At 66.7% G+C, this 26999-nt stretch carries 29 protein-coding genes; 16 read left to right on the top strand and 13 right to left on the bottom strand.

What is annotated here, in order from left to right; genetic code table 11:
• Position 1: 1 nt before the first annotated feature.
• From mfd to ACFXIV_RS09570, 3 genes are all read left to right on the top strand, one after another.
• The gene (gene mfd / locus ACFXIV_RS09580; protein WP_379397582.1) at positions 2-3619 is read left to right on the top strand and encodes a transcription-repair coupling factor; all 3618 of its coding nucleotides are present in this window, start codon (positions 2-4) and stop codon (positions 3617-3619) included.
• A gap of 214 nt (positions 3620-3833) precedes the next feature.
• On the top strand, positions 3834-4553 hold the full coding sequence (locus ACFXIV_RS09575; RefSeq protein WP_379397744.1) for a MazG family protein: 720 nt from the start codon (positions 3834-3836) through the stop codon (positions 4551-4553).
• A 98-nt stretch (positions 4554-4651) separates the two neighbouring features.
• Positions 4652-5635 (top strand): hypothetical protein, encoded by a 984-nt coding sequence (locus ACFXIV_RS09570; RefSeq protein ID WP_379397584.1) that lies wholly within the window; start codon positions 4652-4654, stop codon positions 5633-5635.
• 13 nt (positions 5636-5648) lie between these two features.
• Here ACFXIV_RS09570 and ACFXIV_RS09565 read toward each other — a convergent pair whose 3' ends face one another.
• The 5 genes from ACFXIV_RS09565 to ACFXIV_RS09545 form a co-directional block, all read right to left on the bottom strand.
• A complete protein-coding gene (locus tag ACFXIV_RS09565; protein ID WP_379397585.1) occupies positions 5649-5963 on the bottom strand; it encodes an antibiotic biosynthesis monooxygenase family protein in 315 nt (104 codons plus the stop codon).
• A gap of 2 nt (positions 5964-5965) precedes the next feature.
• Positions 5966-6547, bottom strand: coding sequence for a TetR/AcrR family transcriptional regulator (locus tag ACFXIV_RS09560; RefSeq protein ID WP_379397587.1), 582 nt, complete (start codon positions 6545-6547; stop codon positions 5966-5968).
• A 188-nt stretch (positions 6548-6735) separates the two neighbouring features.
• Positions 6736-7032 carry an MTH1187 family thiamine-binding protein gene (locus tag ACFXIV_RS09555; protein ID WP_364623083.1) on the bottom strand — a complete coding sequence of 99 codons (297 nt, stop codon included), beginning with the start codon at positions 7030-7032 and terminating at the stop codon, positions 6736-6738.
• Entirely contained in the window at positions 7029-7604 is a 576-nt protein-coding gene (locus ACFXIV_RS09550) for a TerD family protein (RefSeq protein WP_354833161.1), read from the bottom strand. Before ACFXIV_RS09550 ends, ACFXIV_RS09555 begins: the two co-directional genes overlap by 4 nt.
• Before the next feature lie 17 nt (positions 7605-7621).
• Positions 7622-8140 carry a hypothetical protein gene (locus ACFXIV_RS09545; protein WP_379421235.1) on the bottom strand — a complete coding sequence of 173 codons (519 nt, stop codon included), beginning with the start codon at positions 8138-8140 and terminating at the stop codon, positions 7622-7624.
• Positions 8141-8706: 566 nt separating this feature from the next.
• Between ACFXIV_RS09545 and ACFXIV_RS09540 the strand changes: the two genes are divergently transcribed.
• Positions 8707-10137, top strand: coding sequence for a stealth family protein (locus ACFXIV_RS09540; RefSeq protein WP_379397746.1), 1431 nt, complete (start codon positions 8707-8709; stop codon positions 10135-10137).
• Positions 10138-10231: 94 nt separating this feature from the next.
• On the opposite strand, the gene ACFXIV_RS09535 is transcribed toward ACFXIV_RS09540, so the two are convergent.
• A complete protein-coding gene (locus tag ACFXIV_RS09535; RefSeq protein WP_379397591.1) occupies positions 10232-11323 on the bottom strand; it encodes an esterase/lipase family protein in 1092 nt (363 codons plus the stop codon).
• A 279-nt stretch (positions 11324-11602) separates the two neighbouring features.
• On the opposite strand from ACFXIV_RS09535, the gene ACFXIV_RS09530 reads away from it, so the two are divergent.
• Entirely contained in the window at positions 11603-11983 is a 381-nt protein-coding gene (locus ACFXIV_RS09530; RefSeq protein ID WP_379397593.1) for a hypothetical protein, read from the top strand.
• 208 nt (positions 11984-12191) lie between these two features.
• On the opposite strand, the gene ACFXIV_RS09525 is transcribed toward ACFXIV_RS09530, so the two are convergent.
• Both ACFXIV_RS09525 and ACFXIV_RS09520 read right to left on the bottom strand, forming a co-directional pair.
• A complete protein-coding gene (locus ACFXIV_RS09525; RefSeq protein ID WP_379397594.1) occupies positions 12192-12425 on the bottom strand; it encodes a hypothetical protein in 234 nt (77 codons plus the stop codon).
• Positions 12422-12655, bottom strand: coding sequence for a hypothetical protein (locus ACFXIV_RS09520; protein ID WP_379397596.1), 234 nt, complete (start codon positions 12653-12655; stop codon positions 12422-12424). Before ACFXIV_RS09520 ends, ACFXIV_RS09525 begins: the two co-directional genes overlap by 4 nt.
• Before the next feature lie 411 nt (positions 12656-13066).
• On the opposite strand from ACFXIV_RS09520, the gene ACFXIV_RS09515 reads away from it, so the two are divergent.
• Positions 13067-13930, top strand: coding sequence for a helix-turn-helix domain-containing protein (locus tag ACFXIV_RS09515; RefSeq protein WP_379397598.1), 864 nt, complete (start codon positions 13067-13069; stop codon positions 13928-13930).
• 10 nt (positions 13931-13940) lie between these two features.
• The gene (locus ACFXIV_RS09510) at positions 13941-14276 is read left to right on the top strand and encodes a DUF397 domain-containing protein (protein WP_379397600.1); all 336 of its coding nucleotides are present in this window, start codon (positions 13941-13943) and stop codon (positions 14274-14276) included.
• Positions 14277-14469: 193 nt separating this feature from the next.
• Here the strand turns inward: ACFXIV_RS09510 and ACFXIV_RS09505 are convergent, their stop codons facing one another.
• The gene (locus tag ACFXIV_RS09505) at positions 14470-15192 is read right to left on the bottom strand and encodes a MerR family transcriptional regulator (protein WP_379421244.1); all 723 of its coding nucleotides are present in this window, start codon (positions 15190-15192) and stop codon (positions 14470-14472) included.
• Between the two features lie 102 nt (positions 15193-15294).
• On the opposite strand from ACFXIV_RS09505, the gene ACFXIV_RS09500 reads away from it, so the two are divergent.
• Positions 15295-15759 (top strand): DUF6194 family protein, encoded by a 465-nt coding sequence (locus ACFXIV_RS09500; RefSeq protein WP_379397602.1) that lies wholly within the window; start codon positions 15295-15297, stop codon positions 15757-15759.
• A gap of 184 nt (positions 15760-15943) precedes the next feature.
• Positions 15944-16795 carry an alpha/beta fold hydrolase gene (locus ACFXIV_RS09495; protein WP_379397604.1) on the top strand — a complete coding sequence of 284 codons (852 nt, stop codon included), beginning with the start codon at positions 15944-15946 and terminating at the stop codon, positions 16793-16795.
• Between the two features lie 362 nt (positions 16796-17157).
• On the opposite strand, the gene ACFXIV_RS09490 is transcribed toward ACFXIV_RS09495, so the two are convergent.
• The gene (locus ACFXIV_RS09490; RefSeq protein WP_379397606.1) at positions 17158-18051 is read right to left on the bottom strand and encodes an NADP-dependent oxidoreductase; all 894 of its coding nucleotides are present in this window, start codon (positions 18049-18051) and stop codon (positions 17158-17160) included.
• Positions 18052-18180: 129 nt separating this feature from the next.
• Between ACFXIV_RS09490 and ACFXIV_RS09485 the strand changes: the two genes are divergently transcribed.
• Both ACFXIV_RS09485 and ACFXIV_RS09480 read left to right on the top strand, forming a co-directional pair.
• The gene (locus ACFXIV_RS09485) at positions 18181-18759 is read left to right on the top strand and encodes a TetR/AcrR family transcriptional regulator (RefSeq protein WP_379397608.1); all 579 of its coding nucleotides are present in this window, start codon (positions 18181-18183) and stop codon (positions 18757-18759) included.
• A gap of 338 nt (positions 18760-19097) precedes the next feature.
• Complete coding sequence (locus tag ACFXIV_RS09480; protein ID WP_379397610.1) at positions 19098-19565, top strand: hypothetical protein; 468 nt, start codon at positions 19098-19100, stop codon at positions 19563-19565.
• A 360-nt stretch (positions 19566-19925) separates the two neighbouring features.
• Here the strand turns inward: ACFXIV_RS09480 and ACFXIV_RS09475 are convergent, their stop codons facing one another.
• Positions 19926-20402, bottom strand: a complete 477-nt coding sequence (locus ACFXIV_RS09475; RefSeq protein ID WP_379397612.1) for a hypothetical protein — start codon at positions 20400-20402, stop codon at positions 19926-19928.
• 363 nt (positions 20403-20765) lie between these two features.
• On the opposite strand from ACFXIV_RS09475, the gene ACFXIV_RS09470 reads away from it, so the two are divergent.
• The 4 genes from ACFXIV_RS09470 (at position 20766) to ACFXIV_RS09455 (ending at position 24471) form a co-directional block, all read left to right on the top strand.
• Positions 20766-21074, top strand: coding sequence for a TipAS antibiotic-recognition domain-containing protein (locus ACFXIV_RS09470; protein WP_379397614.1), 309 nt, complete (start codon positions 20766-20768; stop codon positions 21072-21074).
• 480 nt (positions 21075-21554) lie between these two features.
• On the top strand, positions 21555-21797 hold the full coding sequence (locus ACFXIV_RS09465; protein WP_379397616.1) for a ferredoxin: 243 nt from the start codon (positions 21555-21557) through the stop codon (positions 21795-21797).
• A complete protein-coding gene (locus ACFXIV_RS09460) occupies positions 21794-23185 on the top strand; it encodes an NAD(P)/FAD-dependent oxidoreductase (RefSeq protein WP_379397618.1) in 1392 nt (463 codons plus the stop codon). The genes ACFXIV_RS09465 and ACFXIV_RS09460 overlap by 4 nt, the downstream gene beginning before the upstream one ends.
• A 14-nt stretch (positions 23186-23199) precedes the next feature.
• On the top strand, positions 23200-24471 hold the full coding sequence (locus tag ACFXIV_RS09455; protein ID WP_379397619.1) for a cytochrome P450: 1272 nt from the start codon (positions 23200-23202) through the stop codon (positions 24469-24471).
• Positions 24472-24675: 204 nt separating this feature from the next.
• Here the strand turns inward: ACFXIV_RS09455 and ACFXIV_RS09450 are convergent, their stop codons facing one another.
• Entirely contained in the window at positions 24676-24879 is a 204-nt protein-coding gene (locus tag ACFXIV_RS09450) for a DUF5988 family protein (protein WP_379386484.1), read from the bottom strand.
• 416 nt (positions 24880-25295) lie between these two features.
• Positions 25296-26267, bottom strand: a complete 972-nt coding sequence (locus ACFXIV_RS09445; RefSeq protein WP_379397621.1) for a zinc-binding dehydrogenase — start codon at positions 26265-26267, stop codon at positions 25296-25298.
• Positions 26268-26348: 81 nt separating this feature from the next.
• Here ACFXIV_RS09445 and ACFXIV_RS09440 point away from each other — a divergent pair, with 81 nt between their 5' ends.
• The gene (locus ACFXIV_RS09440; protein ID WP_379397623.1) at positions 26349-26990 is read left to right on the top strand and encodes a TetR/AcrR family transcriptional regulator; all 642 of its coding nucleotides are present in this window, start codon (positions 26349-26351) and stop codon (positions 26988-26990) included.
• The last annotated feature ends 9 nt before the right edge of the window (positions 26991-26999 follow it).

The following is a 26999-nucleotide window of genomic DNA, read 5'->3' as shown; positions in this document are numbered from 1 at the left end:
CATGACCACCCAACGTCCACCTCTGGCGGGACTGGCTGCGGTGGCCGGTGCCGATGCCGCGCTGGAGCAGGTCGCGAGTCTGATCGGCCGGGAGTCGGCGATGCTGGTCGCGCCGTCGGCGGTGCGGCCGTTCGTGGCGTCGACCATTGCCGGGCACCGCCCGCTGCTGGTGGTGACGGCCACCGGGCGGGAGGCCGACGATCTGGCCGTCGAGCTGACGGAGATGCTGGGCGACACGGTCGCACTGTTCCCGTCCTGGGAGACGCTGCCGCACGAGCGGCTCTCGCCGGGCGCGGACACCGTGGGCCGGCGGCTGCAGTTGCTGCGCCGGCTGGCGCATCCGGAGGACCCGGGGTTCGCGGGTCCGCTGCGGGTGGTTGTCACCACGGTGCGCTCGCTCATGCAGCCGATGGCGGCGGGGCTGGGGGAGATCGAACCCATCGTACTGCGCCGCGGCGCCGAGTTCGACTTCGACCAATTGCTCACGCGGCTGGTGGAATTCGCCTACGAGCGGGTCGACATGGTCGGCAAGCGCGGCGAGTTCGCGGTGCGCGGCGGCATTCTGGACGTCTTCCCGCCGACCGCGGATCATCCGGTGCGCGTGGAGTTCTGGGGCGACGAGGTCTCCGAGGTGCGCGCCTTCTCGGTGCAGGACCAGCGCTCGATCCACGAGGTGCCGATCGACCTGGTGGTCGCGCCGCCGTGCCGGGAACTGCTGCTCACCGACGCCCTGCGGGAACGTGCCGCCCATGTGGCCGCCGAGAATCCGGCCGATGCCGCGCTGGTGGAGATGCTGGAGAAGATCTCCCAGGGTGTCCCGGTGGAGGGCATGGAGGCGCTGCTGCCGGTGCTGCAGCCCGGTGAGCTGCAACTGCTGGTGGACGCGCTGCCCGCGGAAACCCATGTGCTGCTGTGCGATCCGGAGAAGGTCCGTACCCGCGCCGCCGACCTGGTGCGCACCGGGCAGGAATTCCTGGAGGCGTCGTGGACGGCGGCCTCCTTCGGCGGGGCCGCCCCGCTGGGCGCGCACGGGCTGGATCTGGCCGCCTCGAGTTACCGGGGGCTGGACGTGGTGCACGCCGATGCCGAGCGGCGCGGCCTGCCCTGGTGGACGCTGAGCCCGCTGGCCGCCGACGATCCGAAGGAGATCGCGCTGCCGGTGCTGGCCGCCGCCTCGGCGCGCGGTTCGGAGGAGCTGGTCGCCACCATCTTCGCCTCGCTGCGCGCGCATGTCGCGACCGGTGGCCGCGCGGTCATCGTGGTGGCCGGACATGGTACGGCGCAACGCATTCTGGAACGGCTCGCCGATGCCGAGGTGCCCGCGGCGGCGCTGGAGGCCGGTGCCGAGCCGGTGCGCGGACTGGTCGGCGTGCTGTGCGGGTCGCTGCACGACGGCGTCGTGTTCGACGCCGCCAAGCTTGTGGTGATCGCGGAGTCCGACCTCACCGGCAACCGGGTCACCGCGCCCGGCGAGGGCAAGAAGCTGCCCGCACGGCGGCGCAACCAGGTCGATCCGCTGGCGCTGACCGCCGGCGACATGGTGGTGCACGACCAGCACGGCATCGGCCGCTTCGTGGAGATGATCGAGCGGACCGTCGGCGGCGCGCGCCGCGAGTACCTGGTCATCGAGTACGCGCCCAGCAAGCGCGGCCAGCCGGGGGACCGGTTGTTCGTGCCGATGGACTCGCTGGATCAGCTGTCGCGCTATGTCGGCGGCGAGATGCCGTCGCTGTCCAAACTGGGCGGTTCCGACTGGGCCAATACGAAGCGCAAGGCGCGCAAGGCGGTTCGCGAGATCGCCACCGAGCTGGTGCAGCTCTATGCCGCCCGGCAGGCCGCGCCCGGCCACGCCTTCGGCGCGGACACGCCATGGCAGCAGGAGATGGAGGACGCCTTCGCGTTCACCGAGACCGTCGATCAGCTCTCGGCCATCGCCGAGGTGAAGACCGATATGGAGAAGGCGGTCCCGATGGACCGCGTCATCTGTGGTGACGTCGGCTACGGCAAGACCGAGATCGCGGTGCGCGCGGCCTTCAAGGCGGTGCAGGACGGTAAGCAGGTGGCCGTGCTGGTGCCGACCACGCTGCTGGCGCAACAGCATCTGCAGACCTTCACCGAGCGGATGGCCGGTTTCCCGGTGGTGGTGAAGGGCCTGTCCCGCTTCACCGATGCGACCGAATCGCGGGAAATCCTGGAGGGCATGACCACCAAGGATGTCGACATCGTGGTGGGCACCCATCGTCTGCTGCAGACCGGGGTGCGCTGGAAGGACCTGGGCCTGGTCGTCATCGACGAGGAGCAGCGGTTCGGCGTCGAGCACAAGGAGCACATCAAGGCGCTGCGCACCCACGTGGACGTCCTGACCATGTCCGCCACGCCGATTCCGCGCACGCTGGAGATGTCCCTCGCCGGCATTCGCGAGATGTCGACCATCCTCACCCCGCCGGAGGAGCGGCATCCGGTGCTCACCTATGTGGGTGCCTACAACGACAAGCAGGTGGCCGCGGCCATCCGCCGTGAGCTGCTGCGCGACGGCCAGGTGTTCTACGTGCACAACCGGGTGTCGTCGATCGACAAGGCGGCCAAGCGGATTCGCGACCTGGTGCCGGAGGCGCGAGTGGCGGTCGCGCACGGGCAGATGAACGAGGACATGCTCGAGAAGACCGTGCAGGGCTTCTGGGAGCGGGAATTCGATGTGCTGGTGTGCACCACCATCATCGAGACCGGTCTGGACATCTCCAATGCCAATACCCTGATCGTGGAACGCGCCGACGCCCTGGGCCTTTCGCAGCTGCACCAGCTGCGCGGGCGGGTCGGCCGCTCGCGGGAACGCGGCTATGCCTACTTCCTGTACCCGCCGGAGAAGCCGCTCACCGAGACCGCTTACGACCGGCTCGCGACCATCTCGCAGAACTCGGATCTGGGCGCGGGCATGGCGGTGGCCATGAAGGACCTCGAGATTCGCGGCGCGGGCAATGTGCTGGGCGCCGAGCAGTCCGGCCATGTCGCGGGTGTCGGCTTCGACCTGTACGTGCGCCTGGTCGGCGAGGCGGTGGAGGCCTACCGGGCCGCCGCCGACGGCCGCCCGATCTCGGTGGACGAGGAGGTCAAGGAGGTCCGCATCGACCTGCCGGTGGACGCCCACATCCCGCCCGACTACATCGCCTCCGACCGCCTGCGCCTCGAGGCATACCGCAAACTCGCCGCCGCCCAGGACGATTCGGCGCTCTCGGCCGTGGTCGAGGAACTGGTGGACCGCTACGGCCCGCTCCCCGTGGAGGTCGGCCGCCTGGTCTCGGTCGCCAAGCTGCGCCTGCTGGCCCGCGAGTACGCCATCGCCGAGATCGGTGTCACCGGAACCACTCTGAAGGTGTCGCCGCTGCAGCTCCCGGATTCCAAGCAGCTGCGGCTGAAGCGGCTGTACCCCAGCGCCACCTACCGCCCGGCGACCGGCATCGTCCAGCTGCCGTTGCCGCGCGTCGAGGACAGCGTCGGTGCGGCCCGCGTCCGCGACGTGCAGGTGCTCCAGTTCGTCGCGGACCTGCTGCTCGCCCTGGACGGAAAGGCCCCGGGCGCAGTGGATGTCAAGGTCGCAGCGGAGGTGCTGGCTCCCCGATGAGTTGTCCGACCAACGCAAGCCCGCAACGGGCGTTCGTAGGGCGGGCCGTCGTGCCGACGGCGTCGGGCGTCCTGCCCGCGGCTGCGGTGGCGTGATGAGTACCGGGAACGGCGCGGGAGCGGAGTCGGTCCGGCGGGGCGAGTCGGTCCGGCGGGCCTCGGAACAGCCCAGCGCGGGTGGCGGTTTCGGGCGTGGCGAGGCGGGGCGCGAGGCGATGGCGGCCGAATCCGCGGCGGATGCCGCGCGCATGATCGCGGCGCTGGGCGAGGCGGTCGAGGTGATGGACCGGCTGTGGAACTTCGGCGGGTGGGAGGTGACGCAGACGCATGATTCGCTGCGGCCGTACCTGCTGGAGGAGACGTACGAACTCCTGGACGCCATTCAGGCCGAAGACGCGGAGACCATCAAGGAGGAGCTGGGGGATCTGCTGCTGCAGGTGCTGTTCCACTCCCGGATCGCCGAGGCCGCAGGGGAATTCACCGTCGCCGACGTGGCCGCGGCGCTGGTGTCCAAGCTGGTGCACCGCAGTCCGCATCTGATCGGTGAGCACGGTCCCGGCGAATACGGCATCGATCCGGCCGCGGCGGTCGCCGACAAGATCGCGGCGCAGGAAAAGGCTTGGGAGGAGCGCAAATCCGCCGAGAAGGCGCGGCGCTCCTGCCTGGACGGCATTGCCATGGCGCAGCCCGCGCTGGCGCTGGCGGAGAAGGTTCGCTCGCGAGGTATCAAGGCGGGTTTACCCGAGGAGCTGATTCCCGGCGCTCTGCGTGTCGTGGAGCTCGGCGGGCCGGACAGTGCCGAAGAGCGGTTGCGCAAGGCCACTCTCGCGTTCGCCGAAGCCATCCGCGCCGCCGAGGATGCCGCGGAAATCGATCGGGGTGAGCGGCGCGCGCTGGCCGCCGCGGACTGGCATCGGTACTGGCCGCGCGGCTGAACGGGATCCGGCGTCGCGGACGGATCGGGCGTCGCGGTCGCGATGCCGGGCGATAACGGCGGTGTTGCCTTCGGCTCGTTTCGGCTAGCGTCAGAGGGGTGCATGCTTCGGGGCGCGAATCGATTACCGAGTACTACCCGTCACGAACGGGTGCGATCATCGCGCTGGTCTTCTTCCTATTGATGACCGCGCTACCCGGTTTCGTGGTGTTCGACGGCAATCAGCAGCTGGTCATGCGGGTGCTCGGCGGATTGGCCATGGCGTTGTTCGGTTTCGGGGTGTACGCCATGCTCGAGGATCTGCTTCGCCCGCAGCCGACGCTGCTGGTCACCGACCAGGGCTTCACCTATCGCGGATTTCCGCATGTGGCGTGGGCGGAGGTGGAGCGGGTGCGGCTGGGCATCGGGCGGCTGCGCAAGGGCGGTCGCGCGGAGATGTTCGCCGAGGTGGTGCTGCGCGATCCGGCCGAATTCCGTGACCGCGTACAGGCACTCGGCGATGTGACGACGCGCCGCAATCCGGACCGCCGGCTGTTCATCGTGGCCGAGCGGCTGCCGGTGCCGGTGCCGATGGTGGTGGACGTGATGCGGGAGCATCATCCCGGTCTGTCGGTGCGTGCCGTCGAGGACGCGCCCGCCGACGCGCCGCCGGCCGCGCCCCGCTCACCCGATCGCGACATGGTGGAGAGCGCGCTCGTGAGCGCCCTCACCGACGCGCTCCCCGTCGGCTGGAATCTCGCGGTCCTGTGGTTCTCCCGGGTCGGCGACGACGGCCACGCCGGCATCCAGCTCGAGCTGACCGACCCCGACGCCGATCACACCGACGAGTTCCAGCCCTCCGAGGAGATCCTCACCCTCCTCAACCGGCTCAAGGAAGTCTGCTACGACCAGATGACCGGCACCTGGCTCAGCGGCCAGGTCGTCCTCCGGGCCGCCTCCACCAAGGCCGAATTCACCCTGTCCTTCAAGGAAATCCCCGACTGGCTCCCCATCCCCGAGCCCGACGAATGCCGCCGCGAACTCGCCACCTACCCCCGGGCCGGCGACGAAATCCCCACCTGGCTCCGCCAACGCATCTCCTGACCGCGCAGACCGCTCAGGGCCGGACGTTCTCGACTACGTCGGTGATCACCGAATAGGTGCTCAATACGTTGCTCTCGATCGGCGCGTGGTCGGGCCAGTCGTGTGCAGCCCGAAACGCATCCGACTCCAGATACCCGATATACGCGGCCTCATCGGCGAATTCGAGCATCGACACATAGCCGCGCCCGACCTCCCGGGCGCGCATCAGCCGCGCCCCCACCAGTCCCGGCACCGCCGACAGCGTCCCCCGCATGCTCGCCCCGAAGTTCCGTTCGAACACCTCCCGATCCGCGTCCGCTACGAACAACTCATTGACGACGACAAACATGACTACTCCTCGAGATTCAGCGCGCGACCGATGAATCGCACGGTGGTGGACAGCACCCGATCGAAACCATCCCCGGCGTCGATCCGATCGATGGCCTGTCCCAACGCCCCATCGACCAGCTCCGCGGTCAACTCCGGTTCCGGATCTCCCCGCTCGGCGAGCGCCTGCCGCAGCGGTTCGGCCATTTCATGATGTGTACGTGAAATCCGCTCCCGTGCACTCGCATCCGTGAGCCCAGCCCCGCCGAGGACGGCGATCCGATGCGCCCCCGCCCCCGCCAACTCCATCGTGGCCCGCACATAGGCGATGACGCGCGCATCCGCCCCTTCGGCGGCCGCGACGGCCTCGCCCACGATCCGCCCCCAGCTGGCGAACGAGTCCACCACGATCCGCGCGAGAATCTCCTCCCCCGACGGGAAGTACTTGTACACACTGCTCCTGGCCAGCCCCGCCGCCGCCCCCACCGCCGCCGGCGTCACCGCCCCAACCCCCTTGCTCAGCAACAACTCCCGAGCCGCCGCGAGCAGCACCTGCTCCTGATTGGCCCGATGCTCCGCCACAGTAGGCGCGTCGATCCTCGGCACCCGAACCTCCCATCTTGGCGACACCGTGTCCCCAAGATGGCAGTCATGGCGACACGCTGTCGCCAAGATCGCTATTCGGATTCGAGTGGTTCGGCGCGCATCCGGGGGATAGGGATCGACAATGGTGCGGGGAACATCATCGCGCAGAGATGCTGCAGAAGACCTGACTCGGCCAGGCCGCCGCGGGTTCAGTCTTCGGCGAGGTACCGTTCGACGGTTTCGACCTTGGCCTTCATGGCGTCGGTGACGCCCGGGCGGATGTCGGCTTTGAGGACGAGGCTGCAGCGTGGGGCGACTGCCATGACGGCGTCGGTGGCTTGCTTGACGACGGCCATGACCTCGTCCCATTCACCTTCGATGGTGGTGAACATGGCATTGGTCTCATTGGGGAGGCCGCTGGCGCGGACGATCCGGACCGCTTCGGCGACGGCGCGGCCGACGTTCTCGCCGACGCCGAGCGGGGTCACGGAGAAGGCGATGATCAAACGTTCACGCCATAGTCGCGGGCGATGCCGGCCAGGCCGGAGGCGTAGCCCTGGCCGATGGCGCGGAATTTCCACTCGGGGCCGTGGCGGTAGAGCTCGCCGAAGACCATGGCGGTTTCGGTGGAGGCGTCCTCGGTGAGGTCGAAGCGCGCCAGTTCGGAACTGGTCACAGCGTCGATCACGCGGATGTAGGCGTTGCGGACCTGGCCGAAGGACTGGCGGCGGACGTCGGCCTCGTGGATGGAGACCGGGAAGAAGATATTGGTGATGGTCGGCGGCATGGCGGCCAGGTCGACATTGATCACCTCGTCGTCACCGTCGCCCGCGCCGGTGAGGTTGTCGCCGGTGTGCTCGATGGTGCCCTCGGGGGAGCGCAGGTTGTTGTAGAAGATGAAGTGCGCGTCGGAGAGCACGCGCTGGTTGGATCCGCAGGCCAGTGCGCTGGCGTCCAGGTCGTAATCGGCGCCGGTGGTGGTGCGCACGTCCCAGCCCAGCGCCACCGCGACCTTGGTCAGGTTGGGGGCCTGTTTGGACAGCGAAACGTTTCCGCCCTTGGCCAAGCTGACAGACACACGGACTCCTTCGATACTCAGTTGCGGTTGGCCGCCATCGCTTTGAGCGTCGCGACTCGTTTCTCCAGATAGCGTAGTTCGCTGTCGTCGAGGACGGTGCGCTGAATTCCCGTGGCGACCGAGAATGCTGATTGCCGGTGGTCGTCGATCACCTCGACGGTCAATTCCACCGCCACATAGTCGTCCGCGTCCGGCATGGGATCGGCGATCACCTTGGCGGTGCCGCGGGCACACAGCGCCACATCGCCGCCGCCCAGAATCAGCAGCGCGATATCGGGACGTTCCCGCAGCCGCGCCAGCGAGCCGCGATCGAACTTGAGGCTGAGCAGGATTCGGCGATCACCCGCGCGCACCGGCCAGGAGACCGGGATGGCGTGCGGTGCGGGATCGGTGGTGACGAGGACCGCGATGGTGTCCTGCGGCCATTCGGGGAGGGCGTCCAGTTCGGGGTGGTCGGTCGGATGTGCTGTCGTCTCGGTGTCGTCCGGTTCCGTCACTGTCGAGGGCTCCTGACGTTCCCGCGCTTCGGCTACCATCCGCGTCACCTCACCATCGGCTCCGCACAGCGGGCTGGACTGTGCTGCCGCAAGTGTATGCCGTTGCCGCGCTGGCCCGCTGGCGTCCGATCGGGGCCCGCGGCGTGCCGGTTCCGCGAGGTTCGTCCGTTACGACTGTGAAAACACCGCCGGACCTGCGGGGAAACAGATTGACGAGAAGCGATAACGGTTGCATCATTCGTTACAGTCCCTCGACTGAACGAGGTCATGCGAGTAGCCGGCCGATGACCGCCCGGTGAATATCGTCCGCCCATCCGGGTGTCGACGAACGCAGCAGCTTTTCCCAACCGGCGCGGCAGGCGCTATGTGAACGAGTGAGGTGAGTGCGAATGGGATTCCGGCCGTATCAGCGACGACCGTGGAATACACCTCGCACCGCCCTGTCCGCTCCGTTCTTCTGACTGCCCAACAGGTTTCACGACGCTGCCGGTACCGGGTCCGCCCGGCGTCCGGTCGCGCCGGTCCGGGGCTGCAGATATGAGGTGAACAGCGCAAAGAGAGCGGAGATGGTGATGGCGGATCTGGGTTCGGGGCAGCAGCCGGAAATGGTGGAGATGGTGGGGCGCGCGACCGCGGCGAATCTGGTGGTATCGGATGCGGTCATCGACGATCTGCGTTACCTGCGTGGCGAACTGGCAGCCGCGGACGTGCCGTTCGTGCTGGTGCGCGATGCCGACCATCGGCTGGTACTGGCCGTGGACAGCGGTCACCGGTCGGCCCTGAGACGGGTGCTGGGGGCTGCGATGGTCGCGGGCTTCTCCTGCAACGAGAAGCCGCACAATGTCTTCCGCCTCGGCCGCGACCTGGACCCGGCCCATCACGTGGAGCTCGAGCTGTGGGAGTACCACGGCGACACCGTCGAGTGCCCGCGCCCGAATGCCCTGACCCGCATGGTCTTCGACGTCGCCGACGTGGAACCCGCCACCGTGCTGCTCTACGACGCCAGCTGGCCCACCCTGGCGGGGATGTTCACCCCCAACCCGACCGACGTCGGCTTCGACATCGACCTGGTCTTCTCGTGGGTGGATGGCACCGACCCCGAATTCCGCGCCCGCCGTGCCGGAATGATGGCGCAGGTGGTGGTCGGCGAGGGCGACGAGGCGGACGCCCGCATCCGCCAGATCGACGAACTGCGCTACGCCCTGCGCTCGGTGCACAAGAACGCGCCGTGGATCCGCCGCATCTTCATCGCCACCGATTCCCGGATTCCGGACTGGCTGGCCGACGACCCGAAGGTCACCATTGTCCGTGCGGTGGACCACTTCTCGGACATCAGCGGCTTGCCGGTGTTCAATTCCCATGCGATCGAATGCCAACTGCAGCACATCGAGGGCTTGTCGGAGCACTTCCTCTACTCCAACGACGACATGTTCTTCGCCCGCCCCGTGCGCCCGTCCATGTTCTTCACTCCCGCGGGCATCAGCCGCTATATCGAAGCGGGCACCCGAATCGGCCCGGGCGCCAACAACGAACGCCGCAGCGGTTTCGAGAACGCGGCCCGCGTCAACCGCGACCTGCTGACCCAGCGTTTCGGCCACGTCATCACCCGCCACCTCGAGCACACGCCGGTGCCCTTGCGCCGCAGTGTGCTCCTGGAAATGGAGCAGGTCTTCGCCGAGGATTTCGCGCGTACCCGGGCCAGCCGCTTCCGCGCCGCCACCGATATCTCGGTGACGAATTCCCTGTACCACTACTACGCCCTGCTGACGGGCCGCGCGGTCCCGCAGGAGGCCGCCAAGATGCGCTATGTGGACACCACCATGTACACGGGCCTGGCCCTGCTCGATGGCCTGGCCAAACGCCGCAACGTAGATTTCTTCTGCCTCAATGACGGCAGCTTCCCGGAGGTCCCGGAGGCCGAACGGGTCCGCGCCGTCTCGGAATTCCTGGAAACCTACTTCCCGGATCCGGCCCCCTGGGAAAAGCCGGATACGACCGTCGGCACCATGACGGCCTTCGAGTCCGGCGCGGCCTGACCCGTCCGGGGCAACGACTGTCAACCGTCCGGTGGGCGCTGCCGGACCGGGCCCGGGTTCGGCGCGCACCCACGCGGCGAACCCGGACGGTCGCTCAGAGTGCGTACGGATTGAAGGTGCAGACCAGGTTCGGGTGGCCGGCCGGGTCCAGGGCGTGCAGGGCGATGGACGCGGCCCGTGGGGAGTACATCATCGACAGGTGGTCGGACAGGTCGATACCGCAGTTGTCCTGCAGGGTCACGTTGTTCACCGTCGCGCCGGGTCCGGCGGTCAGGAAGGTGGCGTTGTACGGGGTCGAGATCTCGTCGTGGGTGGTGGCGACGCTGGTGTAGTGCACGCCGGGGACGGTGTCGCCGGTGGCGTCGAGGGCCGAGTAGAAGCTGGATCCGGTGACCTGCTCGATCAAGCCCTGACCGACCAGCAGCTGACTGAATCCCAGTGCGTTGAAACCCATGTCCGTCAGATGCCGGCCCAGGGTGGCGATGCCGTCGAGGGTGGTGCCGTGGTGGGTGGCGCCGAAGGTGATCAACTGGTCGACCTTCCCGGCGCCGCCGTCGAACTTCAGGTATTGGTCTGCGACGGTGCCGCCCTGGGAGTGCCCGACGATGTCGACCTGGTGTGCGCCGGTCGACGTGAGCACCTTGTCGACGAAGGTGGCGACCTCCTTGGCCGACTCCTCCATGGGCGCAATGCCATTGACGCCCGGCACCAGCGCGCCCAGACCACCCTGCTGCAGCAGACCCTCCTGGCCGAAATTCAGTGCGTACACGCAGAATCCGGCCGCTTTGATCTTGGGCGACAGGTAGGCGAAGCCGTCATAGGCGTTCATCCAGGATCCGTGCAGCAGCACCACCGGCTCGGGATGTGTCGCAGTGGGTTTGCAGTTCCAGTCGTTGGCGCCGGCGGGGGCCATGTTCTCGTTGGCGAGTGAGAAGGTGAACGCCGCGACGGCGTCGGTCATTTCGGGACCGTTGCCGGTCGGGATGGTGGAGTGCGGCGCACTGGAGATGCCGGTGTCCGCGAGTGCCTTGCCGGCGGTGGTCACGCCGGTGTTGATGGCGTCGACGAGGTCCTGGATCGTGGGTTGGGTAGCGGCCTGGGCGTTGACGCTGTGCGTACCGGCCATCACGGCCGCGCCCATGATCGCGGCGGCGATGCGCACGCGCATCCGGTTGCTCGTGGTCATCTGGATGTCCTTCCTGCAGGTGGCGGGCTTCACTGCCCGAACCTGGATGCCGAAGGTAGAGCTGCGGCTGCGTCCGTTCGTCCCGGTTGCAGGGGGATTCCACGTTCCAACAACGGCGCGAGTACGTCGGTGTGAGGACCTCCAACCCCGAGGTGGGTGTGTCGTCGCTCCCATGCGAGTCCGCTACCGCGAGAGCGCCGGCCGTCGAGCGGTGGCGCTGATATGCGCCAATAGTGTTCGGTTGGAATCTGATTGGTGCCGCCGCCCACCCTCGGCAGCATGAAGAAGAAATTCCTCGCCGCCACCGTCCTCGCCGCCGCCTCGACCGCCACCATCCTCGGCGCAGGCCCCGCCTCCGCAGACGACGTGCACCAGATCTACTTCGCCTACGGCACCGACAACGGCTACGTCAGCGGCCGCCTGACCGGCTTCAGCCACGACACCTACCAGGTCGACGCCCACGGCGGCCAGGTCATGGTGGTCGACGCCACCCCCTACTGGTCGGACGCGACGGTCACCATCACCGGCCCCACCGGCACCCTGTCCTGCCAGCACCAGTGGACCTCGGTTACCCTGCCGGTCAACGGTTCCTACCGGCTCACGGTGTCCTCGCCCAGCCACAGCACCGTCGACTACGGCCTCAGCGTCAAGATCGACTGAACTCCCACACCATGATCCTGTGGAGCGCGCTGTCAGTGCGCTCCACATCGGCGTGTGATGACCTCGGAACGAAGCGCGCATCGGTAGCGGGGAGCCATGGTCGACGACCTTCTCCCGATCGGACTCGCGGCCTCGGGGCGGCGCACGGCGAGTGGGCTGCAAGTACCGCGACGGCCTTCGAGTCCAGTGCGGCCACCGGCACCTCGAGTCAGGCTTTGCGCACCGATTTCGTCACTCTCGACAAGCGGTTGAGCTTCTCGAAATATCTTGCGGCATCGTGACTTCCGGACGTCAGGTGGGTCGGGTCGAAGCACTCGCCATTGCAGAGAGTGACTCGCCCGGCCGATGTGATCGCGGTGATGATGCAGTCCGCGTCATCCCTTCCGGTCATCCGGAACCGCACGGGCGCACCTACTTTCACCCAATCGGGCAGCCTGATCATGGTCGCTGCCCCTCCTGTTCACGCTCGTCGCGCAACCGCATGAGGTGTCGGCGCAGCGCGCAGCCGGCCTTCTCGCACGCCTCACTATGGGCGCGCAAGAGGGCTTCGACCTCTCGATCGGAGAACACCGTGCCGCGCGAGGGCTCGGCGTGCCACGCGGGGTGGTCGCGCAGAGAGGCCGCCCGGTCGGACACGGGTGGATCAGCGGGCGCGATATAGGGATTGGTCATCATCGACTCCGAGTCGTCTGACGGGAAGAGGGCACGTCCTTACCGCGCGCGATGCCTGCCATGCACGCGGTGGCGGTTGTGTAGCGGCACGCGGGCAAATCGGCCGGCAACCAGCGCCGTGTGACCCGGTGCAGCGGTGCGGGCGTCGCTGAATCCCCACCGTGCGACAGCCAGAAGTGCGGTTCCTGTAGCAGTAATCAGAAGTAAAAACCAAATGTCCCAAAGCATTACGCCAGCTCCTCGCTGAATGCGCTTGCAGATCTTGGGTTTCGATAGTTGGCGGCGCCTCGCCGCATCTGTCCACTGAACAATACGCTGGTTTAGTAAACCTGACAATGAATCTGTAGCTGGCTTCGTGCTCGTTTCGGCTACGGTGGGGTCAGCTCCTTTGCAGGGAAGGATCGAGGTCAGATGGCGCCGGTGTCTCCGACGATCGCTCGCTGGGAACTGATGCTGCGCATCAGCTCTCGTGCCGAGGAACGCGGCGAGAAGGGACACACCCTCGCCCGGGCGGTCGACGTGACCCCGCAGTACTGGTCGAAGCTCGTGAAGGGGCGTGGCGTGCTGACCGAGGAGAAGCTAACGATCCTGGTCAAACTGCTCGAGTTCGATCCAGACGAGCGGGACGAACTACTCGAGTTACGCGAGGTCGCCAAGGGCGGCCATCCATTTGCCGAGTTTTCTGCCCTGTTCAACGAGCAGCTCATGCGCTTCTACGGCTTGGAAGCCGGTGCGCAGAACATCCGCAGCTTCGAGAACATCGTCATACCAGGTCTTCTCCAGACCGAGGACTACATGCGGGTCCTCATGAAGTCACGAGTAACCACCTATAGGCCGACCGAGGTCGAGCAACGTGTCAGCGCTCGGCTGCGGCGGCAGCGACGGCTCGAAGGTCCCGACCCTCTCGAACTATCGGTGGTAATGGGGCAGGCGGCCCTGATGTACAAGGTCGGCGACGAAGGCATTCGCAGCAGGCAGCTACAGCACCTGATCTCGATGGCTGAGGGAAATCCGGACACCCTCGATATCCGCATCATTCCGTACGAAGCGGGCAGCGCCATCGCGAGTCTCAACTCCGCGACGTTCCATCTCTTGGACTTCGAGAGTGCCCGCGTCCCTATGTTGGGCTGGGCTGAATCCGCCGCTTACTTCGAGGTCGTCGAGGATCCCAAGCGAGTCACCGCGCTCGACTACCTCTTCAACCAGATCCAGTCGATCGCCCTGGACCGCAAGCGATCACTCGAGCTGATCAAGCGGCTTACCGGCCGGAGTTAGGGTGACTGCTGTGAGCGCCGAGTTCTTCAGATCTACCTTCAGTGGTTCGGAGGGTACCTGCGTCGAGATCGCCCACCGCGCTGATCGTGTACTCATCCGAGACAGCAAGTACATGGGCCCGTCCGACGATCAACCGACGCTCGCGCTCGTACCCGAACTCTGGTCCGCCTTCCTGGATCTCGTGCTGAGCGGCAACTCCGGCCGAATCGGTGACCACCTGTCCGTCACCATCTCCGCTGCGGGCGGTGCGACGCTCACCAACCCCCACGGCACCACCCTCGACTACAGCCCCGCCGAATGGTCGGCCTTCACCAAGGGCGTCGCAAGCGCCGAATTCGATCGCTGACAACACTTTTCGTTGATATGCCGGGTCCGGATGTGCTCTGATCGCCGGAGGGCTCGCAGGTTCGTATCGCGGCGGCGGCTCACGTAGTCAATTACTGATACGACGAAAATCCGTGCTGCGCAGGGAATCCGGGATCATAGGTCGTGCGAAACAGCGCACTGTGCAGCGGTAGCGCGGCGAGCGCAGTCTTCTGTCAGTCCGAAACCGGCGGTACTTCAGGAGAAGTCGATCTTTTTTCACCGGCCGCCGCCGAAATGGCCGTGCTGAGTGCCGCCGTGCCCTCGAACAGGGCCCGGGACCGGTTCTCGATGCTCTTGTCCCGCGCGGCCAGCCCGGCCATCACCGCGTCCCACCGCCGCGCACCCCGGAACTGCGGCATCAACTCCTGCAACTGCGGAATCCGGTACCCCGCGGCCCGCAGCTGATGCACGATCCGGGCATCCCGCACCTCGGCCGGCGCGTATCTGCGCACACCCCGGTTGTCCCCACGTCCGGGCACAACCAGCCCCATCGCGTCCCAGTGCCGCAGCGTGGAGGCCCGCACTCCCAGTGCCTCCGCCAACTCGGTCACGCCCATCTCGTCCGACGGCCGCGCATCCGTGATGGGTTCTTCGGCGATCAACCTGGCTGCGGCCCTTACGATTTCGAGTTCCCGCCGCTCGCCGTCGAGCCGCCCGTGCACCGCATCCAGTAACGCGAGCATCTCGGGGCCGGCTCCGGCCTGCGCGGCCCGCATGATCTGCTTGGCCGCCCCCGGCCCCGCGCCCGCCGCGAGACTCCGGTACGCCCGCACGGACCACAAATGGGCTTCGCCATACATTCGGTAACCGGCGTCCGTGCGGATCGCCGGCGGTAGCACCCCCTCGTTTTCCAGGTTGCGAACCTGCTGCACCGAGCACCCCGCAAGCCGCGCCACATCCACCGTCCGTAATCGCCCCGAGTTGCGACTTCGCAACTCCCCACCTCCCTATATCCAGGGAAAAGTCCACACAAGCACTTCAATGTAACGCTGTAACTCATGACCATCGAAGACCTGGCCACATACATCGAATCCCTCGGCGGCGTCCTCACCCTCCACCCGGCCCCCGGCGACGGCACCCCCGAAATCGCCTGGGGCGACTACTTCTTCTACTACGCCCCCGACGGCATCACCCCCACCGCAGTCCAGCCCTTCGCCACCCTCATCACGAAGGACTACCCCGACGACACCACCTCCCGTCTCGACCGCCCCGACACCTTCCGCCTGAACATCAACACATCGCGGGACGAGTTCATCGAGTGGACAGGCCACACTCCCCGCGAACCGGGCTCCCTCGACCCGAGCACCACCGACACCCTGATCCCCCACCCGATCTACGCCTCAGCCGCCTGGCTAGCCGTCGTCAACCCCGGCCCCCGAACCGAGGCCCCAATCCGAAACCTCCTCCGAACCGCCCACAATCGAGCCCGCACCCGCTACGACCGCCACACCGAACCCAACTGACAGCTGCGCATCGGCACCCTCCTACGGCGGCAACGCCCGACCGAGTCGGGCTTTACGCTGCTGCTGCTTGCGAGCAGCGCCAACCGAGGAGAGCCCACCGATCAATGGGTTAGGGCAACGAAATCCTTTGTATCCCTTATTGATTACACATGCTGATCTTAGGAACACGTTCTAGTTTCGAGTCATGGACACAGCCTTTGAAACCACGAAACGTGAAGTGGTCACGGACACGGGCGTTCTGCGCTACCACGAGGCCGGCGACGGGCCGCCGCTGTTGATGCTGCACGGTTCCGGGATCGGCGTGAGCGGTTGGCGGAACTACCGCGGCAGCTTGGCGGCGTTCGCGCAGCAGTATCACTGCTACGTTCTGGAATTCCCCGGATTCGGGGTCAGTGACCCGGTTCCGGGCAATCCGGTGTGGACCGCGATGGATTCGGTGCTCCGCTTCATGGACGCGCTGGGTATCGAATCCGCCGCCGTCATCGGGAATTCGCTGGGCGGGGTGGTCGGGCTGAACCTGGCGATCCGCCACCCGGGCCGCGTCGACAAGCTCGTCTGCATCGGCGGGGTGGGGCCGAACCTGTTCACCCAGCCCCTCAGCGAAGGGTCGCAGATCCTGCAGGATTTCACGGAGCAGCCGACGCGAGAGAACCTGATCCGCTGGATACGGTGCATGTCCTACAGTCCGGAGCTCGTCACCGAAGCGTTGATCGAGGAGCGCTGGCAGACCGCGCTGGATCCGAATGCGCTGGCGTCGATCGAATCCATGTACGGCGCAGCGGCTTTCGAAGCGCGTCGGCGAGCGCTGGCCGACGCTGAGACGCCACCGTACTGGGCGATGATGCACAAGGTCGTGTGCCCGACCCTGCTTGCCTGGGGACGCGATGATCGCCAGACTCCACTCGATATGGCCTTGCTGCCGATGCGCAGCATCCCGAACGCCGAACTGCACGTGTTCCCGAACTGCGGCCACTGGGTGATGCTCGAGGCAAAGGATGCGTTCGAACGCACCACCCTGGAGTTCCTGCAGCGCTAGATGATTGATTCCAAGATTCGGTCTTGCGCGACTGCGCCGCGCAACACCGAACCGCGGATTCGTGCGCACCAACACCGACCCACCGCAACGATGCGCACCGAACCAACCACACATCACATAATCGGCATGAGCGCGCTCTGCCGACGGTCGTACGGCGCTCTGCCCGTTGGTCTTCCGATGCCGGTTCGGTCAGCGCGCCATGCGACAGTTCCGGATGTTCTCCTCGCCGCGGTGCAGGGTCGCGATCATGACCGATGGCCGACCGACCGTCTGGTCGATCGCGATGGGGCACGACGCGCGCGGCGACCTGACCAGAGGGAGCGTAGGTGCCGAAATGGGTCCATGGCTCGGGGACGATCGGTTCAGACGAGTAGGACCCGGCGTCCGCGGGTGTGTCCGGCCTGGCTGTCGGCGTGCGCGGATGCGGCTTCGGTGAGGGGATATGACCGGTCGACCGGGATGTGGAGCTTCCCGCGGGCGATGAGGTCGAGGGTCGCGGCGAGAGCTTCGGGCATGCTGCCGCCGACACCGGCGAATCGGATACCGAGCATCGGCGCCTCGAGGTCGGCGATGGTGATCACTTTGTCCGGGTCTCCGGTCAGGTCGAGGAGTCCGCGGATGACGCCGGCACCGTTGAGGTCGAGGGCGGCGTCGACGGTGCCGAGCCGGCGTGCTCGCTCCTCCCAACCCGCGTCGTAGGTGATGGCGACGGCGCCCAGGCTTCGTACGTAGTCCTGGTTCGCGGCCCCGGCGGTGCCGATCACGTTGATTCCCCGCTCGCGGGCGATCTGCAACACCGCCGACCCGACTCCGCCCGCTGCGCCGCTGACCAGCAGTGTCTGTCCCGGCTGGACGCCGACCAGACGGATGATCCGTATCGCGGTCTCGACCACCGACGGGTACCCCGCCGCTTCGGCGAAGCTCAATCCCTCGGGTATGCGCGCCCAGGAGGACAGGACGGCGAATTCGGCGTAGGTGTTCGAACCCCGGCCGAATACGGGCTCACCGACCTCGATGCCGACTACGCCGTCGCCGATCTCGTCCACCACGCCCGACGCGTCCTGTCCGACGCCGGCGGGCAGCGGGATCGGGTGGATCCGCCGGAACTGTCCCTCGCGGACCCGCCAATCATGCGGGTTCACTCCCGCCGCGCGCACGGCGATGCGTATCTGGCCGGGGCCGGCGTGGGGCTCGGCCACCTCTACCGGTTTCAGGACTTCCGGGCCGCCGTACTCGGCGAAGCGCATCGCTTTCATGTCTTCACGTTAGGACTAACGGTTAGTCTTTTGCAACGGTTGTTATTTCGTAGCGGGTGGCGCTATAGTCGCCTACCAACCGTTAGGAGTTCGAAACCGATGCATTTTTGCAGCTGATAGCATCAAGTGATGACCGTGCCGACCGGGCGTCGGGAGCGCAAGAAGGCCGCGACCCGCCAGAAGATCGCCGACACCGCGCTCGCACTGTTTCTGGAACGTGGATACGACGCGGTGGGCATCCGCGACGTGGCTGCCGAGGCCGACGTGGCCGTCACTACCGTCTTCTCCCACTTCGTCTCGAAAGAGGCCCTGGTCTTCGAGCAGGACGAGAACTTTGAGCAGCGCCTTACCCAGGCGGTCACCGGCAGGTCGGCGGACGAGCCACTGATCCCCGCGCTGCGGCACGAGATCCACGCGATGGTGCGGCACTGCGCGGCCGAGGGCGCCGCGCCGATCTGGCATCTGATCGACCGGACACCCGCCCTGCGCGAGTACGAGGAGTCGATGCGGCTGCGCCACGCGAAGTCGCTGGCGGCGGCCATCGCCGCGGATCTCGGCCAGCCGTCCACCAGCACGGCAAGCCAGGCGATCGCGCGGTTCGTGATCGACGCCTACTCCCTGGCCCGTGAGGCAGCCGATCCGCAGGCCGCGGTGGACGAAATCTTCCGGATGATCGAAGCGGCCTGGGAGGCCGCCCGACCCACCTGAGGTTCGCAACGCTGTTGCCATTGCAGCACTTGCCGCTGGGCCCCAACGGGCCCTACGCGGACCAGGCCGCCCTCGGCGCCATCGATCTTCGGCGGTATTGCGGCAGATCAGTGCATAGCAACCGCAACGTGGTCGGCCGGCCAAGCTGGCTGGAACCCGCACTTTGCCACGGGAATTGGCCAAACGTGACGTCCGCGCTGTACTCCGCGGCGGACTGACCCCCGTTTCGGTGCCCCTGCAAGTCGGGGGTCACTCATTTTGTGAAGCGAGAACATTTCACTGCGAGTGAAGGCAGGATTCCGCTCGACCAGAAATCTGGACGAAGCAAGGAGTCGTCAATGCCCGCCACAAACCGCCGCGCACGCCACATCGCCTGGGCCGCAACCCTTGTCAGCGTTGCCGGAACCCTCACCGCACTGTCCTCGGCCCTCGCCACCGCCGGCATCCACGGCCCCGAGGTGCAGGACTGTTCGAGCGGAACCTGCACGACACCCGCGTCTTTCATTGTCGGACAAAGCTATTCGTTCATCGCGGGCTACGATGGCGTGAGCATCGTCAATCCCGTCAGCAGTTTCTACGACAACGGCGCCTGCATCGGAAGCGACAGGCAGTCCGTCACCTGGGTTCCACTCACCGCGGGAACCCACACCCTGTCCACCCACACCGGCAGTAACACGGAATCGTTGACGGTGGTCGTGGTCGCCGCACCCCCCGGAACACCGACGGCGCAGCAGCCCCAGCAGGGCGGCTGCGGTGGCGGCGGCAGCATCGGATCCGGCAGTTCGAACCTGCAGCCCGGCAGCTAGCACTCCGCCCCGGCAACTCTGACATCCGAGCTCGCCACAGGGAGCGAGATCCTCTCATGTCCACCACCCCGCTCCTGCGCCATACGCGGCAATAGAGTGCGGTACTGAGCCTTAAGGGTGATGTCGTGGGGACATGGCCGAGGTGGTGTGGTTTCGGGGTAAACCTGTCGGGTGAGGTATGCCCAGGGCGCTGGGTTGACCGGGCGGGAAGGCAGGCGCGGGCCCATGCTGGAGGGCGGGCTGTTCGGGTGGGTCGAAGCGACAGAGGCGGGATTGGCATTGCCGAGGTGTGGGAAACGTTGGAGGCGGGCGGCCGCGCATCACATTTCGCGACGTGCATGCGCGGCCCGTGCAGCAGTGCTAGGAGCCGAAACTGCCGGTGTTGCTGTTCGCGCCGCAGCCGCTCTGCGGAGTCGGGGCCGGGCTACCGGGCGGGGCGGGTGCGACAGTGACCGTCAGGGTCTTCTGCCACCAGCCTTCCCTGACCTGCAATGTGTGCGTGCCAGCGGTCATCGGGGTCCAGCTCAGCCCCTTGAGGGTGGTGCCGCCACTCCCCATCCAGTCGTAGACGACGCATTGGCCGTTGTCGTAGAGGAAGATGTCTCTGCCGTCGGACATGTTCGACGAACCGGTGATGATCATGGTTTGCCCCGAAGTGCTCGCAACATCTTCCACCACCTGGTAGCTGCCGCCCACCTGAATGGGCATCGGACTTCCCTCGATCGTCAGGCTCGCGTCTGCCGCGGCCGATCCCGCCGTCCCGATGACCGTCGCGCTCGCGACCGCCAATCCACCTGCAGCCCAGCCGATTCGCTTCAATACCTGGTTCATGGTCAAGGGTCCCTCCCGCTGCTCCCCTCGCACCGTCGCGAGGACACCGAACACTAACGCCCCAAGCATGTGAATTGGTGGGATTTCAGATATCGCCATCGACTGGACGATCACCCGGCCAACGGGGGTGTTGACACTGTCGATGGGTGGTGTCGAGGACCCGGCCGCCGGGGGTTCTTCGTGCGGCAGCTGATCCCCGGACGAGGAGCCGACAACGTCGTATCAGCTCGGACACTGGCAATCTGAAATCCCGCCCACGATCGACGCGCTCATCGGCATTACCGTGCGTTCCGTCGACGTCGGATCCGCATGGCCAGTTGATCTTTCGATGCCCGGCGCTGGCCGGTTCGGTCAGCGCGGTATGCGGCAATGCAGGACGTTCGGCGTCGAGCTGAAGGCAAGCCCGGGAACGCCGGCCTGATCGTCTTGTGCTCCTTCGTAAGTACCAACGCGCCGAGCCCCGAGGTCCAGGCCATCGTCGCCCGCCACGCGGAATGGGTGCGTGAAGGGTGGCAAGGCCGCTCCTGGGGCGGCAAGCCGTTCGAAGAGGCATTCGCCTATCTCGGCGAGATGTACGTTTCCGACGAACGGTTCCGGGCCGGTTACGACATCCATGGGGCTGGCACAACGGAATTCGCCCGCGACGCCATGGCTGTCTATGGAAGAGCGCACAGCTAGCCTGCAGTTCAGCAAGTACTCGGCGGTCCGCGATGGACATCGTGGACCGCCGAAACATCCTCAACTCGGCCTCTAGCTAGCGGATGTTCCTGCGCTGCGGTTGGTCTCGCTTCCGGCCGCTCCGCGCAGGCCGGTTCGGTCAGCGCGGACCGAGGTCATCTCGGCGCCGTTGATCTTCGAGTCGCGGCGGTTGGCGGCTTCGAACCGTGCGGGCAGCGGCGCTAGAAGCGGACGTTTCGGCCGGCATGAGCGTGTACCGCCGGCGAATGACCGGATCGTCGACGTTGGGCCTACGAATCCTTTGTGCTGGGTGCTACGAATCCTTTGTGAGGTGCCCGCCCGGCACCGGTGCTTCGGGGCGTGATCGTCTTCCGGGAGTTCACGTCGGCCCTTGCGGGCGGGCGCGCGTTTCCGGCCCGCAGCGGTTTCACAGGGGGTGACCACATCGGGACATGGTTCGGATGAGGAGGAGCTGAGGGAATGCGCATCGTGGTTGATCTGAATCGGTGTCAGGGGTATGCGCAGTGCGTTCCGCTGGCACCGGATGTGCTCGAAATGCTGGGTGAGGAGGCGCTGGCGTATGACCCCAACCCTGATGACACGCAGCGCCAGCGCGTCTCGAGAGCGGCGGCGGCGTGCCCGGTCCAGGCGATCGTCGTGGAGACCTATACACCCGACGGGCCGGAGCCTGTTACTCCAGACGCGCCGGAGCCGGTGGCATGAGCACCGCGTCGCTGGCCGCGGACCTGGTCAGGGCGTTTCGGGCCGAGGGGCGGATCGTGATCGTGGGGGCGTCGCTGGCCGGGCTTCGCGCCGCGGAGGCTTTGCGGGACAAGGGCTTCCACGGGTCTTTGACCCTGGTCGGTGACGAGACGCACGAACCGTACGACCGCCCGCCGTTGTCCAAGCAAGTCCTCGAGGGCTGGGTTCGCGCCGATCACACCAAACTTCCCCGTATGCGGGCCATCGACGCGCAGTGGCGGCTGGGTGTGGCCGCGACCGGTTTGGACCGGGTGAACAAACAGGTCTTGCTGGCCACCGGAGACACGGTGCCCTATGACCGGCTGCTCATCGCCACCGGCGTTCGGGCACGGCCGTGGTTCAACCCGGCCGAGGGGGCCCTGCAGGGGGTGTTCACGGTGCGCACCTGCGATGACGCGGCCCGGCTGCAGGCGGCACTGCATTCGAGCCCGAAGCGGGTTCTCGTCGTCGGCTCGGGGTTTGTCGGCTCCGAGATGGCTTCGGTGTGCTGCAAGCTGGGGCTGCCGGTGACCGTCGCCGAGCGCGGAGGCGGGCCGCTGGTGGGGCCGCTGGGCGGGGTGATCGGCGACATCGCCGCCCGGATGCAGCGCGGCGCCGGCGTGGACCTGCGCACCGGCGTGTCCGTGGAAGCCCTCGACGGCGATGCCGGCGGGCATGTGCGCCGGGCCCGGCTGTCGGATGGGACCACGCTCGATGTCGATGTGGTGGTGGCGTCGTTGGGGTCGATCCGCAATGTCGAGTGGCTGGCAGGTGCCGGGTTGGCCGCTGGTTTCTGGGGAGTCGGCTGCGATGCGGGCTGTCGCGCGTTCGACATCAACGGGGTGGTGACCGACAACATCTTCGTGGCCGGGGATGTCGCGCGTCAGCCACACGTGCTGTACGGGTATCAGTTCATTTCGATGGAGCACTGGGACAACGCGGTGTGCGGGGCGCAGGTCGCCGCGAACAACATGATCAACCTGGAGACCGAGCGGCGGCCGCACTTGCCGCTGCCCTCGTTCTGGTCGGGCCAATTCGGGGTGAACATCAAGGGTGTGGGGGTGTGCTCGTTCGGCGATGAGATCGTGTTCACCCAGGGGTCTCCCGAGGACTATCGCTTCGCCGCGGCCTACGGCCACCGCGGCCGCATCGTCGGGGCGGTGACGTTCAACCATGGCAAGTGGCTGCCGTACTACGCGGCGATGATCGAGCGCTCGGCACCGTTCCCACCGCCGCCACCGGGCTACGACCAAGCGCCTGACCCAGCACCGATGCCGGCCCGCTTCCCCGATCCACGAGTACTGACCGAGATTCCCGATGTGGTGCTGACCGGTCACGACCCCACCTCACGAGGCGCCGAGTTCCACTGACCAAGGGAGCCAGCATGACCGCAGCGAGCGCCTGGGCGGAGGCGATGAAATACGAACACCGCGCCGACCCGTACCCGTTCTTCGACCAACTGCGCCAGACCCCCGTGGCGCGAGTTGCCGACAACCTGTATGTGGTGACCGGGTATGAGGAACTACTGACGCTGGCGCACGACCCCCGGGTCAGCTCCGATATCAGCCGCAGCCCGCTGGGAGCCACCCTGACGTCAGGCGCCGACTCGGAGCCCGGGGTCGAGGACATGCAGGCCTACGGTCACCGGCCGAGCATCATCGTCTCCGATCCCCCCGAGCACGATCGGGCGCGCCGGCAGGTGATGCGCCACTTCATCTCACCGCATTCACCCGATGTCATCCCCGGCATGGAGCCCGACATCGTGCGACTGTGCAACCAACTGCTCGACGGCATCGAGGCCAGCGGCAGGACCAGGCTGGATGTGGTCGACGATTACGCCTACCCGGTGCCGGTGATGGTGATCTGCAAGATCCTCGGGGTCCCGCTCGCAGACGAACCCATGTTCCATGCCTGGATCCGCGACATGTTGACCGGCATCGATCTGGGCCCGGATGCGACCACCGAGCAGGGCAGGGCCCGCGCCGAGAAGTCCCGTGCAAGCCGTGACGCGCTCATGGACTATCTGGCCGGCCTGATCGAGCAGCTCCAACGCGAGCCCGGGCAGGGATTGTTGTCCAAACTGATTCACGACCAGGGCCCCGATGGTCCGATGCCTGCCGAACAGGTCTTGTCCAATGCGGTGCTGCTGCTGGTCGCCGGTCATGACTCGACGGTCAACACCATCACCAACTGTGTGATGACGCTGCTGCGCAACCCCGGGTCCTACGACCAGGTCCGCAGCCGACCGAAGCTGCTCCCACGCGCGATCGAAGAGGTCCAGCGGCTGCAGGCGGCGGTGCAGTTCTTCCCCAGCCGCAGCGCCACCGCCGATATCGACATCGCAGGCACCGTCATCCCCAAAGGGGCCGCGGTGCACCTGGTCTACGCCGCCGCCAACCGCGACCCGAACCGCTTTGCCAACCCGAACCGCTTCGACCTCCACCGCCCCGACAACGAACACTTCGGCTGGGGCAGCGGTATCCACACCTGCCTGGGCGGCCCGCTCGCACGACTGGAAGTCAACCTTGCGCTGGAAACCTTCCTACGCCGCGTCGCCACACCCCGCCTGGTCGTCGACCCGCCACCCTATCGGCGAAGCCAAATCTTCCGCGGCCCCCAGCACCTGCTCATCGACTTCGACCACATCACCGACTGAGCAGCCAAATGACCGCACCACGTTCAGCGATGCCATAGACGGCATCGGCATGTTGGCATCACTGCTTGCAGTGGCGGACTTTACTGCGCCGCAGCCCCTCTCGCCGCCAGCCGCCCTTCGCTGGCCGGTTCGCTCAGCGCGGTATGCGGCACGACCGACCGTTTGCTCACGCCTCGAGTGAGCAAACGGTCGCGACGGTTATATCTACTCGGCAATCTCGGTTCGTTCGAACCACTCGTACACAGGCAGCCGCCCCTCGACGGTATCTGTGAACCTTGGGGTGCTTTTGTAATGTTCGTAGCCAGCACGACGCTCGATCTTCACCTCGAAACCGGGCGGCGTGATCGGGACGATTCGCGTGGGCATGTCATCTGGTCCGCCTTCGATGAAACACTTCGTCGACATCATGCGCTCCTTTCGTTGATTGACCAGCTCAGCGGCATTCTATCGATCAATTAACGGCAGAAGTGGGGCAACGGAATACTGCCTATGCACATCCTCCATTCGGCATGAGCGCGCACTGCCGGCGCCGAGAATTCATCGGAGCCCGGCAGGAGCGAGAGTGGTTGCAGGCCAACCACTCTGGATTGAACTCGGACCGGGTTCTGTTCTGTGTCAAGGAAACGACATATAACGCGTGGTTTCCGCTAACGAAGCGCTGGCTCGGATTCGAGGATGCGCACATCACCTTCACTGTCGATGCGGTGGGCAGCGGCCGTGCCTGCGGATCATCCGGAAACTCTTTGCGTCCTACCAAACCACGTGACACAAAACGACTTACGCTGATGTGCGTGCGTTGATATTGCGGTGAGAGGCGGTGTCGCCTATCTCGCCGATGGTGTGAGCACGATTCTCCCGAACACCTCGCCAGCTTCCATTTTCTGGTGCGCCAGCACAGCCTGTTCCAGTGAAAGCGTCTCGTGCACAACCGCTTCCAGCTCGCCGCGGGCCGCGGCGGCGAACAGTTCGGCGGTCGCGGCGCGTCGGGCGGGTGCGGGCACGGTGTCGGCGCTGAAGGTCGCGAACGACATCGACTTCCTGAAGGCCGCGACCATCTCCGCGCCGAAATCCGCCGGTGGCATGCCCGCCATCACGCCGACGGCCACCATGCGACCGTTCGGCTCGAGCCTGGCGAAGAACGACGGCAGATCCGCGCCGGCGACGATGTCGATGATGACGTCGTAGCCTGCGGGAGCGTCCTCCGCACCCTGGCCGGCGCGGTCGAGTACGTGGGTCGCGCCGAGCTTGCGCAGGCGCTCGCCGCGCTCGGCCGATGAGGTCGTGACCGCGACCGCACCGGCGCCGCCACGAGCCGCGAGCTGGACCGCCATGACTCCGATACCGCCGGCCGCGCCACGTACCAGCACCGACTCGCCGCGCGCGAAATGCGCATGGCGCAAAGCGAAGTGGGCCACCGTTGCCGAGCTGCCGAGTGTCACCGCCTCGACAGCCGACATGGTCTCCGGGAGGGGGACGAGCGTCTCGGCCGAGGCGACGGCGCGCTCGGTGTAGCCGCCGTCCTCACCGGTGAACGCCCACACGCGCTGACCGATCCACGCCGTGTCGACACCCTCGCCGACCTCGGTCACGGTGCCCGCGACCTCTTGGCCAGGGATGCGGCCGGGCGTGGCTCCGTAGGCGGCCAGCGCGCCACTTCGGATCAGGGCGTCGACACCGCCGACGCCGATCGCCTCGGTCGTGATCGACACCTGCCCGGCGGCCGGATTCGGGTCGGGGAGCTCGACCACCGCGAGGACTTCGGGACCTCCGAACGCTGGGACCATCACTGCATGCATTGGTTTCTCCGTGCTCTGTTCGATCGGACAGACCAACGGACCGTAACGGACGCCCCTGTCCGTTTAGCTAAAGTGAGAGTGGTGACCGCTCGTTTGCCTCACACCCTGCGCTCCGACGCCCGCGCCAACCGCGAACGCATCCTCGACGCGGCTCGCGCGGTATTCGTCACCGACGGCCTGGAGGTGCCGATGCGGACCATCGCCCGCCGCGCCGAGGTCGGCCCCGCCACCCTCTACCGCCATTTCCCGACCAAACAGATGCTGGTCGCCGAGGCGTTCACCGATCAGATGCTCGCCTGCCGGACCCTCGTGGACGAAGGGCTCGCCGACCCCGATCCCTGGCACGGCTTCTGCCTCACCCTCGAGAAACTCTGTGAGCTACAAGCACGCGACCACGGCTTCACCGCAGCCTTCATGTCCACCTACCCACACGCCATGGACTTCACCGCGATCCGCACCGCCGCGCTCACCGGCGCCGCCGAACTGATCCGCCGCGCCAAGGACACCGGCCGCCTACGCCCCGACATCGTCCTGGACGACCTCGTCCTCATGATCATGGCCAACAACGGCATCCAGGCCAGCACACCGGCAGCACGAATCGCGGCCTCCCGCCGCTTCGCCACCCTCATGATCCAAGCGTTCCGAACTTCGCCCACGTCTGCATCGCTGCCACCAGCGCCACGATTGATGCCCGCGATGCCCAGACCCAAATCCGACAGGTGAATCACAGGA

Origin of the sequence: Nocardia sp. NPDC059236 (genome assembly GCF_042754085.1) — a bacterium.
Taxonomy (GTDB): Bacteria; Actinomycetota; Actinomycetes; order Mycobacteriales; family Mycobacteriaceae; genus Nocardia.
Note: the sequence above shows the minus strand (reverse complement) of the source record. Positions and strands in the feature narration are given on the sequence as shown.